A 17,290-nucleotide genomic window follows, 5' to 3' on the forward strand; every position below is an offset into this window, starting at 1 on the left:
GCATCGACTGTGTCAGGCGCTCGCCGCTTCCGATTTACGGGGTGTAAGCGCGGCCAATCTCATTACGTGAGCCAATATGCTCTTGTGAACAATGGTCGGCAACACCAGGTTCCACATCTGGTTCAACCGCTCGTACAGGTCGGTTCTGCCGGTCAACATCTCCGAGAGAATCTGCACTCCGGTGAACGAGCCCACGATGAACCGGGCCAGCGCGTCGATGTCGGTGCCCTCGACGATGTCGCCGTCCTCGGCTGCTTGCAGCGCAATCTCTTTGATGGCGTCGATCCAGTCCAAGTACGGTTTTTCTATCGGACCCTGGATGCTCCCGATTTCCATCGTCAAGCGCATGCCGCCTCGCGCGATGGGCTCGGTTACGAGCTGCCGCGCCATCTCTTGGGACACCAGCACCAGCATCTCGATCGCGGTGTCGGACTGAGTGCCCACCAGTCGGTTGCCTTCCATGGCCATAGCGTGTTGCGCTTCGATGACCGCGTGCGCGAGCTCTTCCTTAGACGCGAAGTGGAAATACATCGCACCTTTGCTCACACCGGCGTGCTGCAGGATGGTGCCCAGGCTGGCGGAGTAGCCGAACTTTTCGAAGCTCGTGGCAGCTCCCAAGATGACGGCCTGGCGCGTAAGAACAGCGCGCTCCTGCATGTGGTACCTAGCTCTCGTCGATGGGGGGATATCTTTGAACGATACGTCGAGATCCACCCAACCAGCGTTGTGCTGTCGTCGACGGCGGACATCCACTCCACTCGGTCATCGACGTGGACACCAGCCAGGCAGCGAGAAAGCCACCCATTTGTCGATCTCGGCCCGCGAGCGAAGTCGAACGATATCGAGGTGAGGCAGGCGTTCGGACAGTTCGTCGATTCGCGTAGAGGTCTTGTGGTGCGTGGTCCACGCCCAACGAACAATATGGTCGGCTTCGAAAAGAATTCGGTGCAGCGGCGGCTCGATGTTGTCATTCCACAGGACTTCTCGCCTGAAGCGACGGCGGACGGTCCGCGTGACGACCTGCCGCATCACACTTCGCCGCGGCAGGTCGAGCCAGACAACGAGGTCAGCGCGATCCGCTAGTTGGTCCCGAACTACGCCGTACTGCCATTCGGTCACCCACTCCGCTCGCGAACTGAATTCCGCCACGTCTGCTTCGAAAGATTCGCGACGAGTCCAGTCCGGACCGTGGTAAAGGGCGTCGATTTCGACGTGTTCGATACCGAGCGTGCGTGAGATCGCTGCGGAGAGAGTCGTCTTCCCCGCGCCTGAGGTACCGGCGACGATGATTCGCGCAGGCCGACCTCTCAGAGTGTCACCGGGACCGAGAATCACACCGGCTACCTTAGCTGGACTTGCAGCGTGCTCTCGCAGGGACGCTGTTATCGGTAGTCGTGGTCGACACCCGTCGCCATGGACGAGCATGCGACGGGTTGTCGGGATCGGATGTGGTGTTTCTTCGCTGCCCATGACCTCATGGACCTTATGGTTGGCGACGAGGGGGCGGGGCGCACACTTGTCGAACCACTGAAAGGGCACCGCATCATGAACACAATGCAGCCGTACAAGCGATGAACTCGAGGAGACCCCTCGCTGAGCTGACCCCCGCTGATCGACACCGCGCGGTAGCCGCCGGCTTCACTGAACATGTTGCACTGGTGCGTGATTGGGATGCACCAACTCCCGTCGAGGGCTGGGTCGTCCGCGATATCGTCGCGCATCTGGTCAACTGGTTCACTGACTTCCTCAGTGCCGGCGGTCAGAAATTACCACCTGGACCGGACGTACAGACCGATCCTGCAGCCGCTTGGCAGGCGCACGTGGAGGGTGTGCAGGCCCTACTCGACGGCGCCACCGCCGAGAGCGAGTTCACCCACCCGATGGTGGGGACCCACCGCCTCAACAACGCGATCGACCAGTTCTACACGTCGGATGTCTTCATGCACACCTGGGACCTGGCAACCGCCATCGGTCGAGCGCCGAACCTGGACCCTGCATTCGCCACACAGTTGCTCGACGGCATGGCCGGAATCGAAGAGCTGCTGCGGTCCTCGGGCCAATACGGTCCGGCCGTCGCCGTGGCCTTCGACGCGGATCCGGTGGCTCGACTGGCAGGCTTCATCGGGCGAGATCCGAACTGGAGTAAAGATTCGTTGCCGGGTAGCTGACTACCTGTGGAACCTATCTCGATGGCCCGTTCGTGGACGATATTCACCCTGGATGATGGATCCCGATAGCGGGAATTACGAGCTTCGCTGAGAGGATGTCCCCATGTGTGAAGTGGTCGACGGGCATTGGACGTGAAGTCCCAGAACCGCCAGGATTGGGCGCCGCTCCTGCAAACGCTGGCCGGACGCCGTGAAGTTGCACGGTCCATGGGCGGGCCCGAGAAACTCGCCCGCCACCGCGCCGCCGGTCGAGTCGACGCCCGCACCAGAATCGATGAACTGCTCGATCCGGGTAGCTTCATCGAAATCGGCACCCTGGCCGGCGACGGTTCCACTCCTGCGGACGCTTTCGTCGCAGGCTCCGGCCTCATCGATGGCCGGCCTCTTCTGGTCGGGTCGGAAGACTTCTCGGTCAGCGGTGGTTCCATCGGCACCGCCGCCGCCACGAAGCGCGCCCGAATCGCGATCCTCGCACAGCAGGAGCGTCTTCCTTTGGTCATGATGCTCGAGGGTGCGGGGCACCGAGCCGTCAACGGACTCTTCCCACACCGACCGGCACCCAATGATCTGCAGGCGATGAGCGAATTGGCCGGATTGGTTCCCACTGTGGCAGTGGTTACCGGTCCCTCCGCCGGGCATGGGGCTCTGACCGCGCCCTTGTCCGACTTCGTGGTAATGGTCGACGCGGATGCAGCGCTGTTCACCGCGGGTCCTCCACTGGTGCAGGCGTCGACAGGCGAGCAGGTCACCAAGAGTGAACTAGGCGGGCCCGCAGTACACGCGGTGGAGAGCGGTGTTGTCCACAACGTCGTTGCGGACGTCGAAGAGGCACTCGCGTTGGTTCGACGGTACTTGTCGTATTTTCCGAGCAGCGCTTGGAATCGCCCGCCCGCGACGACAGCGGAATCCGGGCACGATCTCGACGAGCGCGATCTCGATGATTTGTTGGACATCATCCCGCCGAATCCGCGGAAAAGCTATGACATGCGGGAAGTGCTGGAGCGGCTGGTAGATGCCGGATCACTGTTGGAGGTCCAGCCCGAGCATGGTGGTTCGATCATCACAGCCCTTGCCCGCATCGGCGGACAGGTGGTGGCGATCGTGGCCAACCAGCCACTGGTACTTGCCGGGGCGATCGACAGGGCAGCCGCAGAGAAAGCGGCTCGCTTCATTTCGATGACCAGCGCATTCCACCTGCCACTGGTGCAGCTGGCGGATAACCCAGGCGTACTGGCCGGAAGCGTTTCGGAGCGCGCCGGAATCCTCCGGGCCTCGGCCCGTATGTTCGCAGCTCAGCATCGTGCGCAGGTTCCAAAGCTGCATGTGACCGTGCGTAAGGCCTTCGGTTTCGGCAGTTCGGTGATGGGGCAGAACGCGTTCGGCGGGCAAACTGTCTCGCTGGCGTTTCCCGGTGCCATGCTCGGTGGGATTCCGGCCGGTGTCGGCGGCGTTACGGCCAAGGAAGATGAGCAGACACGAGCGGCCCTGATCGAAAACGAGAACTCGGGCCCCTGGCGCTTGGCCGGCACGGTCACCTACGACGAGGTAATCGATCCGCGCCAGTTGCGGAACGCATTGCTGGGAGGTCTGCGAATGGCCCGAGGTCGTGAGCCCGCACCGGTGGAACCGATTCGGCACATCGGCTATCTGCCCTGAGCGAAGCGGCAGAACTAGCATGAGGTGAATTTCGCGCGTGCTGCGCGTGACGGTCGGTCGCCGATGATGGCTGTTGATATACATACACGAGGTGCGAGTGAATTTTGTTTGGCGGAATACGGATCCAGTCGATGGACCGGGCGTTATCAGACAATCGGTCGTTGGATCGAGCGTGAACATCTCAAAAGAGGACGAATGATGACTACAGAGTTGACCATCCAAGAGCGACGAACGCAGGCACTTGCGGCGGTCACCGCCCCGGGGCGGCAATTCGAGCTTGTCTACGAGGACGTTCGCGGGCATCGAATGCAGGTGTTCAAAAACCGGGCGCGATCGCTGAGCGAGGCTCTCACTGCGTCGGCGGCCTACGGTGATCGCGAGTACCTGGTATGTGGCGACGTTCGGTTGACGTTTTCCGAGCACTATGACCGGGTGGCCTCGCTGAGTCGCGTCCTACAGCAGAAGTACGGGGTCGGCAAAGGCGACAGAGTGGCGCTCTTGGCGGCCAACAGCGCGGAATGGGTCCTCTCGTTCTGGGCTGTGACCGCACTCGGTGCGATAGCCGTCGGGATGAACTCGATGTGGTCGGCGCGTGAAACCGCAGATGCCATCGAACTCTGCACACCCATGCTCGTCGTAGCCGATGAGAAACGTCGAGCAGTGCTCGACGATCCGAAAATCCCCGTGCTGACGATCGAGGAGGACATTCCTCGATTCAGCCTTGAATTCTCGGACGCCGAGCTGCCGCATGCTGTGGTCGAAGAGGACGACCCGGCCATCATCATCTTCACCAGTGGCACCACGGGTAGGGCGAAGGGAGCTACACATTCGCACCGCAACGTGATCGCTGCAGCCGACTACTTCGCCGTCAATGACGCGGCTGCTGCTGAGATGGGAATTTCACGTCCGGAACAGCGCCGGGTGCTTCTTGCGGCGCCGCTGTTCCACATGATGTCACTGCACAACTTGGTGGTTCCACGTTTGGTCTTCGGGGATGCGGTGGTGATCTACCTCGGAAGGTTCGACATAGACAAGGCGCTCCAGCTGGTCGAAAAGGAACGAGTGACCCAGTGGGGGATGGTGCCCACCATGGCCAACCGCCTAGTTCAGCTCGAGGACATTTCGGGATACGACCTGTCCTCCCTTACCGCTATTTCCCTGGGGTCGGCACCGTCCTCACCGTCGCTGAAAACGGCACTCCGCAAAGTTCTCCCCGACGCAGCGAAATCTCTGGGTACCACCTACGGGCTCACCGAATCCAGTTCAGCCGCAACCATTGCGACCGCCGCCGACCTAGCGCTTCACGAAGACTCCGTAGGCACACCAGTGATGACCATGGAGGTGAAAATTCAGGAGATCAGCGGAAGCCAGGTGGCGGACGGCGTCGAAGGCGAAATTTGCTTGAGAGGGCCATTGGTGATGCTGGGCTACTGGAACGACGCCGTCGCGACAGATGCTGCTATCGATGCTGACGGATGGCTGCACACGGGGGACATCGGCGTGATGCTCGACGGGCATCTTCGTCTGCGCAGTCGCCGATCCGACCTCATCATCAGAGGCGGCGAGAACATCTATCCAGCTGAGGTCGAAGCCGCACTCACGGAGCACCCCGCGGTGCAGGAGTGTGCAGTATTAGGCGCGCCGCACGAAGACCTAGGTCAAGAGGTGGTCGCCGTAGTCGTGACCGCGACGGACACGACGGAAGCGGATCTGAAGGCGTTCATGTCCGAGCGCATTGCGCGCTACAAGGTCCCGACTCGCTGGGTTCTCACTCAGATCGAGTTGCCGCGCAACGCTACAGGCAAAATTGTGCGGCGCGGGCTGGATTCGCTTGCGCCATAGGAATTCTGGACTCGATAGTTCAGTCTTTCACCGCAGTCGCTTGATGGCCGGCGTGATAGCCATCAAGCGACTGCACGCCCCGACGTCCAGCTAGTTGGAGCCGCCGGTCAGCGGTCGAGTTCTTGGCAAGGCTGGAGTGGTCCCTCGTCATAAGCGGGGTTGGCGACGCGACCTGTCCACCGCCCAGGAACAATCGGCCCGGCCAGCGTCAGCGGTGTATGTCGCGTGCGTGGGTGCGGTGACCATCGGGTCAATGGTGTGGCAGATCGTCGTACAAGGTATCCACGCTCCCCGCGCTCGAGTCCCCCTCGCCCTCTTGGGGGTCGCGTTGACCGTCCTTGCAATCGGCCAGTTCCGTGCACGTGCCCGCGATCGCAGCCGGCAATAGAGTCACAGGCCGACCGCGCCGAGCAGGGCTTCTCCTGGATCGACGACCGCAACGACGGCCGCGACGAACAGCAGCGCCATCGCAATGGTCATCACAGCACCGAGCGATCCGAGGGTAGCGAACATCCGACGGTAGGCACCGTCTGTCGCGTCCGACGATCTGTAGCGTCGGAGGGCGATGACTGTTCCGGTGGCGACTACAGCGATCACCACGGCGGTAGCGACAATCACCGCCCAGTTGTAGTGCTCGACCTGTGTGAGCAGCTCGAGCAGTGGCGGCCTGGAGTCTCCGCTCTGCACACCGTTCTCGATCAGAGACTGTGCTCTCTGCCCGTCTGCGTTGTCAGTGGAGAGCATCGGAAGCAGCGCGACTACGGGTGCGACCGTCGACTGGATGTTGAGCACAGCCACAAACACCGAAAACAATGACAGCACAGTCGTAGTGGCCGCCGCGACCACGCAACCTACGCCGGCCGTCAGAGATCGCCGCCACAGAGTCGCCGCGAGCAGACCCAGAACCGCGGTGAGCAGCACCGAGATGACGATCTTGATCGCGTGCCACTCGAACCAGTAGTCCACCATCTCCGCCAAGCCGGGAGGATAGGTGCGGACTCCGCTACCCCAGTAGTCGATCAAGCCGCGGCCGAGCTGCTCACTCATGACGGATTGATCCTGGAACTGCGGATAGCGTCCGCGTAACAACGCGGCCGGGCCCAGAACGAACGCGGCCACCAATGCCGCTCCGGCGCATGACAACACAACGATCGACCAGCGGCTTCGGTTGACGGACCTACTCATTGACGACTCCCTTCCGGGAGAGAGTCAATCAGCAGGTACTCGACTGCACATCCATCTGCAGTACTACATCTGACGAACGAGGTACCAGCTCAGGATTCGATGCTCGATCGCGGGCCGCGCCGGACTCTGGCAATCGTCACCGCGGTCTGGATCAACCCTGCAACGGTGATGAAGTCGGATTCGGTCAACCCTCTGTCTGCATCGACCACGTTGTTGTACATCATTTTCTGGTTCCTCTCGGTGGATGGGGAGTTTGCGTGGGCGCGCCGCGGAAACTGTGTTGGGGCGAGCGTCCGGGAATCGAGGCCGTAATGTTCTCGTCGTTTGCCGCGGCCACCTTCCGCGGCTGTGCCAGTGTCAGCGTCAATATATCTTGACGTGTCGCGCAGTCTTTTCGTGTTTCCAATGGATCTGCTTGCAGTCGGGTCGCGCTTCTCGCACCCGCGACAAAGAACGATGCTCGGTGATCATCCGAGTCCGTGATCGGCCGACCGTGATGTCGCCGCTGTGTGTGTCGGGGCGGGTGCGGTGTGCAGCTCGGGCGAGGAGGCCCGCGCCGCCCGGACGACCGTCCGGCCGGGGGAGTGACCAACCCGTACGGACGCGTAGACGCGCGGTCGACGTCGACCGCGTTCGGCACGGATGCCGTCGATACCGGCGCGGACACAGCCGCAGTGTTGTCGCCGCGTGCGGCCGAGCCCGCAGCTCCTCGAGGTCCGCTGCGAGGGCGGTGTGCGTCCGAGCTTTCGTTTCCTCCGACGTGGGTGCGTGAGTTCAGGATCGGGGCCGGACGGGTGGAGTACACCTGAACGTCGAGCACATCGGGGCATGGACCTGACTGTCGGGCAACGTCGGCGACGCGTCGAGAACGGCGGCGACGGCAGTGGTGACCTCTCGCGGTGCGGAGATGACGGTGCGCAGTACACCGTTCTTGTATGCCGGTAGCGCGGTCAGTTCGGCGGCGAGCTCGCCGGGAGTGCCGAGGACCTCGACATCACGACGAGAGCTTCCTTGAAAGACGGCGTCGATGGCGACGGAGACACTGTCCACTTCGCGGGTGTCCGACAGTGCCGCTGCTTGGGTGAGTGCGAACTGTCCGGCGGATCGGGAGTTGTAGAAAGCTCCGCGGTACGCCGCGATACCAGGTCGCCGTAGGAGTGCGAATCCGTCAATATATGTTGACAATATGGATTCCGAAAAGAAACTCACCGCGGCCGAACTGACCGCGATGTATGACGAATACAACGCCGCCCTCGCAGCGGTCGAGCTCGCTGAAGGTGTGCGCGATCTAGGGCGTAAGGATGCTGGAAAGTGGATCACCGACGCCGAGCGGCGTCGCATCGATGCCGTCTCTGATTTCGATGCGCTCGAGATCAACGCGTTCCTGGCTTCGACGATGATCGCCGACCGCTACGCCATCATCGAGCGACTGCGCAGTGCAAGCCCGCCGGTGCCGTGGTCGAAGATCGGCGACGTTCTCGGCATGAGCAAGCAAGCAGTGCATCAGTGGTATGGCGGCTACAATCTGCGGCCCAGAGTGAAGAACCCGACGGACCCCGTTCGATAGTTGAGGAGCAACTGCAACGGCCAGCGTCAAGATTTCTTGACGGTTGCCTGTCACCGAGTTTTGATGCCAACGAAAATGTAATTCCAATGAGAGTCGTTTCAATCGCAGGCCTGGGGGATTGTGGCCGTTTGTACGTATGTCGGCAGTGAACAGACACAGCAACGCGATTGGTTGGGTTACCGACCCGGCGCCTAGGTGCAGCCATCGCGCAGCGGTCACACACTGGTGATCCACCGACCGACCGTCGGCTGACGAGTCTGCATGCGTCGTGCACAGTTCGCGAGTGGTCGACTGGTACACGAAGCGGAAACATTCTCGACGGGGGACATCGCCCAACATATTACTTGACATAATGTTGATTATCGGCAAAATAGCTGAAAATGAGGAAACCCCAGGTCAGCCCACGGCGGCACGAAAAAACTGCTTCGAGCGGTGATCCACCTTCAGGCGGCATCGACCAGTTGCCCAATCATCGTATGTCGAGTCTCGCAAATACGATACGCGCACACAGGGATTCGCCGCCGTGCTCGATGCATTCCGTACGGCGTCGCCATTGTTGTCTATCGATATTGGTGCCTTACCGATGGCATGTTCCATGTGCAGTCTCATCGATACTCCCGGCCGCTACTTCGGAGTCCATCCCCTCTCAGTGGGTTTCCCAGCCTTCAAATCGTCACGTGACGATTTGAAGGCTGGTTTGTGGGTCCGACTCTTTGACGACAGCTCCGATGATTGGCGGGTCTCGCACGCGTCGGCAGCCGATGTGCTGATCTTCCTTTCCAGCACGTGGGTCCAGGCGCGATTTCGGCGCCACTGGCGACAGTACGGCGGGGATTCATCCGCAGTGGGTGAGCATTTTCGGCCCAGGACGGCTCACACTCGAATTTGACAACCGCTGCTGCGAGGATAGAGGAATGTGATGACTACTGAATACGATCGCCATCCCGTAAAACAAGGATTTGCAGCCGGAACGACGTTTGCCGCCGCAATCCTGCTACTTACTGTGTCGATACTGACTGTGCTGCAGGGTATCTCGGCGATATCGAAAGACGAATTGTTTGTCGCCGGACCTGAGTACATTTACAAATTCGATCTCACGACGTGGGGTTGGATCGTCACGATTGTAGGTGTGCTCGGTGCGCTCATTGCAATCGGCATGTTCAGCGGAGCAATCTGGGCCCGAGTTGGTGCCATCGTGATCGCGTCGCTCTCGATCATCGCTAATTTTCTGTGGCTCCCGTACTACCCGTGGTGGTCAGTCCTGGTGATCGCAATCGACGTCGTCGTCATCTGGGCGGTCGCTTCTTGGAGAACTGACTGACGCGCTTCGACGGCAAGGGAAGTCAGCCCGAGGCGGACATGTCCCTGTCTTCGGCTGCAGGTATGAGTCCCATTGGGGTCACCTGTCCCCCACTGGTGAATCTGTGTGCTGACTCAATCAATCGGATTCGACCATTCCCCAACCAATCACTATGCAGCACTAGGAGTCAGCTATGACGGACGAAGCATTTGCACGTCGTGATTCGCTACCTATTCCCGATCGTCAACACCTGGGATTGATCACCTACGACGCCAAAGATCCGGAAACCAGCTTCCCACCGATCGAACCGTTATGACCTCCGGAGGGTGCACCGAATATTTTGGTGATCCTTCTCGACGATGTTGGTTACGGCGCGAGCAGTGCATTCGGTGGGCCGTCGAATACACCGATTGCAGAGCGTTTACAGGCCGGTGGCCTGACTTACAGCCGCTTTCATACCACTGCATTGTGCGCTCCGACTCGGGCAGCGTTGCTCAGCGGCCGTAATCACCATTCAGTGGGAATGGGAATGATCACGGAGACCGCTACCGCAGCACCCGGCTCGTCCGGCATGCGCCCCAATACCAAGGCTTCGTTGCCGATGACGTTGAAGCTCAATGGGTACTCGACGGCGCAGTTCGGCAAATGTCACGAGGTGCCACCCTGGCAAACCTCGCCGGTCGGACCGTTCGACGCTTGGCCGACCGGTGGCGGTGGTTTCGAGCACTTCTATGGGTTCATCGGCGGTGAGAACAACCAGTACTACCCCGCGCTGTACGAGGGCATCAGCCCGGTCGAGGCCGAGAAGACGCCGGAGGACGGGTACCACCTCACCGAGGACCTCGCAGACCGAGCAATCGATTGGATTCGCACCCAGAAGGCGCTCGCACCTGACAAGCCATTTTTTGCGTACTTCGCTCCCGGAGCTACGCACGCACCCCATCATGTCCCGCCCGAGTGGGCAGACAAGTATGCGGGCAAGTTCGCAGACGGGTGGGATCGCCAGCGCGAGACAATCATCGCTCGGCAAAAAGAATTGGGTCTCGTGCCGGCGGATTCAGAATTGACCGCGCGTCCGGATGCAATTCCATCCTGGAACGATATGAGCGAGGACCTCAAGCCGGTACTCGAACGGCAGATGGAACTCTATGCTGGTTTCCTCGAGCACGCCGACTACCACGTCGGCCGGGTAGTCGATGCGGTGGAATCCATTGGTGCACTTGATAACACGCTGATCTACTACATCATCGGTGATAACGGTGCGTCGGCCGAGGGCACAGTCAACGGTGCGTTCAACGAGATGGCGAACTTCAATGGCTTGGCAGCGATCGAGACACCGGAATTCATGGCCGAAATGAAGGACAGGCTCGGTGGACCCGATTCCTACAACCATTACTCGGTCGGCTGGGCATGGGCAATGTGTACCCCGTTTCAGTGGACGAAACAAGTTGCCTCACATTGGGGCGGTACCCGCAATGGCACTGTCGTGCACTGGCCTGCCGGATTCACCAGCAAAGGCGAGATACGTTCGCAGTTCACCCACGTCATCGATGTTGCGCCCACCATTCTCGAGGCTGCCGGCATTCCGCAACCCACCTTTGTTCTGGGAGTTCAGCAATCGCCTATCGAGGGCACCAGCATGAACTACACGTTCGACGCGGTAGATGCGCCCGAACGTCACGACCTGCAGTACTTCGAAATGGCCGGCAACCGCGGCGTCTATTTCAAAGGGTGGAGTGCAGTCACCCGCCACAGCACGCCATGGCTGGCGAACGAGCAACTGCCTGCGCTCGACGACGACGTTTGGGAACTCTACGACGGCAAGAACGATTGGACACAGGCCAAGGATTTGGCGGCAGAAGATCCCGATCGACTGGCGAACTTGCAGAGGCTCTGGCTGATCGAAGCCGTCAAGTACAACGTCCTACCAATCGACGATCGACGCTTCGAGCGCTTGAATGCAACACTGGCTGGAAGGCCACAGTTGATCAAGGGCACCAAGCAAGTCTTGTTTCCCGGAATGAAGCGCCTCAGCGAACACAGCGTCCTGGACATCAAGAACCGCTCGTTCAGTGTTACGGCCTCGATCGAAACGCCATCGGACGGACCCACCGAGGGCGTGATCATCGCTCAAGGTGGCCGGTTCGGTGGCTGGGCGCTCTACCTCAAGAACGGGCATGCATCCTTCGTCTACAACTTGCTCGGAATGACCGAATTCACTGTCACTGCAACGGAAGCAGTTACCCAGGGCAAGCACCAGATACGCTCGGAGTTTGCTTACGACGGAGGCGGCCTCGCCAAAGGTGGCACCGTCACCGTCTACTACGACGGCCGTGAAGTCGGCAAAGGTCGGGTAGATCAGACACAGCCGATGATTTTCTCCGCCGACGAGACGACCGATATCGGCGAGGACTACGGCATGCCGGTCAGCGTCGCGTACGCCGGCGCCAGTAAATTCAACGGGCACATCGACGTCGTACAAATCGATGTCGGCGACGACGACCACTCGCACCTCATCGATCCCGCCGACGTCGCCAGAGTTGCAGTATCGCGCCAGTAGCATCAGGGGTTGTTCGATACTCCGCACCTTGTCGGATCGTTTCGTTCATCGGTTCGACAAGGTGCGGTTCTACTTCGGAGGCATGACGCTTCGGAAGTGATCGGCGATGTCCCCTGCTGTCGTGAACCAGACGTCGTCGGCATTCGCCGTCATGTGTTCGAGGGCAGCGCGAAACCGCCGGAGTCGATACGGTTGGCCGGTCAGGAATGTGTGAATCGAGATGGCCAGCACCACAGACTGATCGGCTGAATTGTCCTTGAGTTCTTCGAACGAGTCGATGATCGTGCGCTCGAACTCGTCCGCTGTGCCGTGATGGTGCACGAATGCCGGTAGGTCGTTGGCCTCGTGGGGATACGGAACGCTGAGCAGCGGTCCACCGCGGGTGGAAAGCCACACCGGTTGATCATCGATCGGCCAGTCGAGTGTGTAGTCGAATCCGCGCTCAGCCAGGAGGTCCTCGGTTACACGGCTCGGATTGGCGCCCGGACTCATCCACCCACGAGGCGGTATCCCCTCGAGGCGTTCGATCTTGCGATAGACCTCGTCGATGGTCCGGCGCTCATCGTCCTCGTCCTGTTGGTTCGGTTGGACCGCGTTGGTGCGGCCGTGGGCTACGAAGTCGGCGTCGAGTTCGCGAAATGCGTCGAGCAACTCCGGTGCATGGTCGTATGTTTCGGTGTTGAGTAACAGTGTGGGCCGTATTCCGCTCCGCTCCAAAGTTTCTGCGATTCGGAATCCGCCCACTCGGTTGCCGTACTCTCGCCATCCCCAGTTGTAGGTGTTCGGTTGATCCATGTCTGGTGTGTAACCGAGGCCGGGCTCGCCGTCGTCATAAGGGAAGTGTTCGCAGTTGACGGCGACATACACCGCCAGTCGAGCACCACCGGGCCACTCGAACTGTGGACGATCGGTGATTGCCGAGTAGTCGAAGCGTCCGTGTGAGGCAAGGGCCATCGGGTCATTATGCACCGCCACTCCACGATGGGTAGTCAAGCAGAATCATCCTGGGCGGGTGATGCTCTCTGCACCGGAATGGACCATGCTCAAGTGCTGAGCAGCGAGTCGATCTCTGGCGAATACGACGAGACTGGCGATGCGTCGCACATGCACGATGACGAAGGAGTGCCCGTGAGTACTCGATCAAAGCCTAACCGGGCTCCCGCAGTAGTAGATGCACCGGCACCTGAGCATTCGGGTTCAGGGCGCGCTTCGCGTGCCTTGGTATCTCGCCGGGAGCTTGGAAACTGGGATTCGACTAGTCGCGGGCACGACCCGCTGCAGACGATTTTGGCGCAGAGCGAAATTCGTGCGCCGGACCTCCTCCCGATCCGACATGGGCGAATGAGCCATTCACCGTGGACGTACTACCGCGGTGCCGCGGCAGTGATGGCCGCCGACCTCGCGTCCACCGCCAATACCGGGATCATGGTCCAGATGTGCGGGGATGCCCACATCCTCAACTACGGTCTGTGGACCTCCCCCGAGCGAAGTCTCATCTTCGATCTGCGTGACTTCGACGAGACCCTGCCGGGGCCGTTCGAGTGGGACCTCAAACGCTTTCTCGCGAGCGTTGTTGTGCTGGCCCGAGATAACGGCGTGCCGGAAATGCTTGCACAAGACTCGGTCCGAGCGGGATACCGAAACTATCGCAAGCACATGAAGACTTACGCGAAGATGCCGCAGATCGATGTCTGGTACGACAAAGTCGGTGTCGAGCAGTTGGTCGAATATGCCACCACCGACGATGAGGGCGAAGTGGATGCACTCATCGAGAAGCGCGCCAAGAAGCGGACAGGCCGGGTGGCATCGAAGAAGCTCACCACGTTGGTCGACGGCCACCGAGTGATAACCGAGGATCCTCCATATCGAGTACACCGGCTCGGCGACGCCGCGGCGCAGATCTTGCACGATGTGATGCGCAAGTATTACGACTCCCTTCCCGACCACCTCGACAACCTGCTTACCCGTTACGACGTGGTCGACGCAGTGCGTCAAGTCGTCGGTGTCGGAAGTGTCGGGATGCGGGTGTTCCTGACCTTGCTGGAGGAACGGCGCAGCGGTGACCCATTGCTGCTACAGATCAAACAAGCAGGCCCATCGGTGTACGAACAATTTCTGGGTAGGAGCAAGTACGAAAATCACGGATCACGGGTTGTGCACGGACAGCGCATGATCCAGAGTGCCACCGACATGTTCGTGGGATGGACATCGTTTCAGGACAAGAATTTGAACCTGGATTTGGACTTCTACGTCAGACAGTTTCGCGACGGCAAAGTAATCCCCAAAGGTGAGGTCGTCGCTCCGCGCCTGGCACAATTCGCCGCAGCCTGCGGCCACGTACTTGCGCGCGCCCACGCTCGCAGCGGCGACGCAGCTGCCATCACGGAGTATCTCGGCGGTCGCAGCAAGGTCGAGGAAGCGATGGTTGCATTCGCTAGCGCCTACGCCGATCAAAACACCACCGACCACGCCCAACTGGCCAAAGCCGTCGAAGACGGCTCCATCCCGTCCGAGCGTGGTTGGCCTGATATCCCCTGAAGGCGGACCCGCTTTCCGTTGTCGGTCAGTTGCCGACGTATCGCGCCAGGTAGTCGCCGGTGAGCGTGGTTCGGTCGGCGACGAGATCAGTGGGCGTTCCTTCGAAAACGATACGGCCGCCGTCGTGTCCGGCCCCGGGTCCGAGATCGATTATCCAGTCCGCATGCGCCATCACAGCTTGATGGTGTTCGATCACCACTACCGATTTGCCGGAGTCGACGAGGCGGTCGAGTAGGCCGAGAAATTGCTCGACGTCGGCGAGATGGAGCCCGGTGGTCGGTTCGTCGAGTACGTAAATTCGGCCTCTTTCGCTCAAGTGGGTCGCGAGCTTGAGGCGTTGCCGTTCACCACCGGACAGTGTGGTCAGAGGCTGACCCAGCTTGACGTAACCGAGGCCGACATCGCAGAGTCTGGTCAGTATCTTGTGTGCGGGCAGAATCCTCGCATCGCCTTCGCCGAAGAAGTCCTCGGCTTCGGCCACGGGCATTTCGAGAACTTCGCTGATATTTCGTCCACCGAGGAAGTACTCCAGCACCGATGCCTGAAACCGCTTGCCCTCACACACTTCACAGATGGTGGCGACCCCGGCCATCATCGCGAGATCGCTGTAGATGACTCCTGCACCGTTACAGTTCGGGCATGCGCCTTCGGAGTTGGCGCTGAACAGAGCAGGCTTGACGCCGTTGGCTTTGGCGAACGCTTTTCGAATCGGATCGAGTAGCCCGGTGTACGTAGCTGGATTACTACGTCGGGATCCGCGGATCGCTCCCTGATCGACCGCGATGACGTCGTCCAGCCCGGACAGTGATCCGTGAATCAGCGAGCTCTTGCCCGAACCGGCGACACCGGTGACTACAACAAGAACTCCGAGCGGCACGTCGACGTCGACGGATCGAAGGTTGTGGGACGTCGCACCGCGGATTTCCATGACCTCGGTGAAGGCACGTACGGAATCCTTCAGTGCTGCCCGGTCGTCGAAATGACGGCCCGTGATGGTGTTACTCGCTCGCAGTCCTTCGACCGTCCCTTCGAAGCAGAGCTTTCCTCCCCCACGGCCGGCGCCGGGACCGAGGTCGACGATGTGGTCGCCGATCGCTATCGTTTCCGGCTTGTGCTCGACAACCAGCACCGTGTTGCCTTTGTCTCGAAGCCTCAGGAGGAGATCGTTCATCCGAGCGATGTCATGTGGATGCAGGCCGATGGTGGGCTCGTCGAAGACGTAGGTGACATCGGTGAGTGAGGAACCGAGGTGGCGAATCATTTTGGTGCGCTGGGCTTCCCCACCGGACAGGGTGCCGGACGGACGGTCCAGACTCAGGTATCCGAGCCCGATCTCGACGAACGAGTCGAAGATGCCGCTCAACGACGTCAGCAGAGGCGTCATCGTCGGTTCCTTCACACTACCGACCCACTTGGCGAGATCGCTGATCTGCATAGCGCACACGTCGGCGATGTTCTTGCCCTTGATCTTCGACGATCGCGCAGCCTCGCTGAGCCTGGTGCCGTCGCAGTCTGGGCAGGTCGCGAAGGTGATTGCGCGATCCACGAAAGCACGAATGTGGGGTTGCATCGCTTCGACGTCCTTGGACAGAAACGACTTCTGAATCTGTGGAATCAATCCCGTGTAGGTCAGGTTGATGCCTTCGACCTTGATTTTGGTCGGCTCCTTGTAGAGCAGATCGTTCATTTCTTTCTTGGTGTATTTGCTGATCGGTTTGTCCGGATCGAAGAAGCCGCAGCCGCGGTAGATGCGGCCGTACCAACCGTCCATGCTGTAGCCGGGCACGGTGATGGCGTTCTCGTTCAAGGACTTGGCTGCGTCGAACAGTGCGGACAGATCGAAATCCGATACCGAGCCTCGGCCCTCGCACCTGGGGCACATTCCGCCGGTGATACTGAAACTGCGCCGTTCTTTCGTCTGTCGGCCACCGCGCTCGATGGTGACGGCGCCAGCCCCGGAGATCGAGGCGACGTTGAAGGAGTACGCCTGTGCCGAACCGATGTGTGGCTTGCCGAGTCTGCTGAAGAGGATACGAAGCATCGCGTTGGCGTCGGTGGCGGTACCGACCGTCGATCGCGGATCTACGCCCATTCGCTGTTGATCGACGATGATCGCCGTCGTCAGCCCGTCGAGTACATCGACGTCGGGGCGAGCCTGCGTGGGCATGAAGCCTTGAACGAAAGCGCTGTAGGTTTCGTTGATCATCCGCTGTGACTCTGCGGCTATCGTGTTGAACACCAACGAGCTTTTGCCCGAGCCGGAAACACCGGTGAAGACGGTCAGCCTGCGCTTGGGTATATCGACGCTGATGTTCTTGAGATTGTTCACTCGGGCGCCTTGCACGCGGATCAGATCATGAGTGTCGGCAGCATGCAGCCCAGGCGACTTCGCATTTCTCTTCGTGGCCATGCGTTCGGTTCTCCATCTCTGGAACAGGTAGTTGTCGTCACAGTAGCTGCGGGTCGCGCCATCC

The 17,290-nt window shown here is 60.4% G+C and carries 13 protein-coding genes and 1 pseudogene; 7 read left to right on the forward strand and 7 right to left on the reverse strand.

Annotation, left to right across the window (positions count from 1 at the left end; all coding sequences use genetic code 11):
* Positions 1-12: 12 nt before the first annotated feature.
* Positions 13-657: a ScbR family autoregulator-binding transcription factor gene (locus tag BJD99_RS01935; protein WP_084345128.1), complete on the reverse strand. Its 645-nt coding sequence runs from the start codon at positions 655-657 to the stop codon at positions 13-15.
* Positions 658-762: 105 nt separating this feature from the next.
* Entirely contained in the window at positions 763-1,335 is a 573-nt protein-coding gene (locus BJD99_RS01940) for an AAA family ATPase (protein ID WP_084345129.1), read from the reverse strand.
* 236 nt (positions 1,336-1,571) lie between these two features.
* Between BJD99_RS01940 and BJD99_RS01945 the strand changes: the two genes are divergently transcribed.
* The 3 genes from BJD99_RS01945 to BJD99_RS01955 all read left to right on the forward strand — a co-directional run bounded on the left by BJD99_RS01945 (position 1,572) and on the right by BJD99_RS01955 (position 5,666).
* On the forward strand, positions 1,572-2,168 hold the full coding sequence (locus BJD99_RS01945) for a maleylpyruvate isomerase family mycothiol-dependent enzyme (protein WP_084345130.1): 597 nt from the start codon (positions 1,572-1,574) through the stop codon (positions 2,166-2,168).
* 132 nt (positions 2,169-2,300) lie between these two features.
* Positions 2,301-3,824: an acyl-CoA carboxylase subunit beta gene (locus BJD99_RS01950; protein ID WP_084345131.1), complete on the forward strand. Its 1,524-nt coding sequence runs from the start codon at positions 2,301-2,303 to the stop codon at positions 3,822-3,824.
* Between the two features lie 198 nt (positions 3,825-4,022).
* Complete coding sequence (locus BJD99_RS01955) at positions 4,023-5,666, forward strand: class I adenylate-forming enzyme family protein (RefSeq protein ID WP_084345142.1); 1,644 nt, start codon at positions 4,023-4,025, stop codon at positions 5,664-5,666.
* A gap of 390 nt (positions 5,667-6,056) precedes the next feature.
* On the opposite strand, the gene BJD99_RS01960 is transcribed toward BJD99_RS01955, so the two are convergent.
* The 3 genes from BJD99_RS01960 to BJD99_RS01970 all read right to left on the reverse strand — a co-directional run bounded on the left by BJD99_RS01960 (position 6,057) and on the right by BJD99_RS01970 (position 8,036).
* A complete protein-coding gene (locus tag BJD99_RS01960; protein WP_143542012.1) occupies positions 6,057-6,851 on the reverse strand; it encodes a hypothetical protein in 795 nt (264 codons plus the stop codon).
* Positions 6,852-6,940: 89 nt separating this feature from the next.
* Entirely contained in the window at positions 6,941-7,075 is a 135-nt protein-coding gene (locus tag BJD99_RS21145) for a hypothetical protein (protein WP_256895336.1), read from the reverse strand.
* Positions 7,076-7,625: 550 nt separating this feature from the next.
* A complete protein-coding gene (locus tag BJD99_RS01970; RefSeq protein WP_084345134.1) occupies positions 7,626-8,036 on the reverse strand; it encodes a hypothetical protein in 411 nt (136 codons plus the stop codon).
* Between the two features lies 1 nt (position 8,037).
* On the opposite strand from BJD99_RS01970, the gene BJD99_RS01975 reads away from it, so the two are divergent.
* The 3 genes and pseudogenes from BJD99_RS01975 (at position 8,038) to BJD99_RS01985 (ending at position 12,278) form a co-directional block, all read left to right on the forward strand.
* Positions 8,038-8,418 (forward strand): hypothetical protein, encoded by a 381-nt coding sequence (locus tag BJD99_RS01975; protein WP_084345135.1) that lies wholly within the window; start codon positions 8,038-8,040, stop codon positions 8,416-8,418.
* 919 nt (positions 8,419-9,337) lie between these two features.
* Positions 9,338-9,739, forward strand: coding sequence for a hypothetical protein (locus BJD99_RS01980; protein WP_084345143.1), 402 nt, complete (start codon positions 9,338-9,340; stop codon positions 9,737-9,739).
* 172 nt (positions 9,740-9,911) lie between these two features.
* Positions 9,912-12,278, forward strand: a pseudogene (locus tag BJD99_RS01985) (sulfatase-like hydrolase/transferase).
* A 69-nt stretch (positions 12,279-12,347) separates the two neighbouring features.
* Here the strand turns inward: BJD99_RS01985 and BJD99_RS01990 are convergent.
* Positions 12,348-13,232, reverse strand: a complete 885-nt coding sequence (locus tag BJD99_RS01990) for a polysaccharide deacetylase family protein (RefSeq protein ID WP_084345136.1) — start codon at positions 13,230-13,232, stop codon at positions 12,348-12,350.
* 150 nt (positions 13,233-13,382) lie between these two features.
* Between BJD99_RS01990 and BJD99_RS01995 the strand changes: the two genes are divergently transcribed.
* Positions 13,383-14,816 (forward strand): DUF2252 domain-containing protein, encoded by a 1,434-nt coding sequence (locus tag BJD99_RS01995; RefSeq protein WP_084345144.1) that lies wholly within the window; start codon positions 13,383-13,385, stop codon positions 14,814-14,816.
* 25 nt (positions 14,817-14,841) lie between these two features.
* Here the strand turns inward: BJD99_RS01995 and BJD99_RS02000 are convergent, their stop codons facing one another.
* Entirely contained in the window at positions 14,842-17,226 is a 2,385-nt protein-coding gene (locus BJD99_RS02000; RefSeq protein WP_084345137.1) for an excinuclease ABC subunit UvrA, read from the reverse strand.
* Positions 17,227-17,290: the final 64 nt, after the last annotated feature.

The sequence above is a fragment of the Rhodococcus sp. 1163 genome (assembly GCF_002091985.1).
Lineage (GTDB): Bacteria > Actinomycetota > Actinomycetes > Mycobacteriales > Mycobacteriaceae > Rhodococcoides.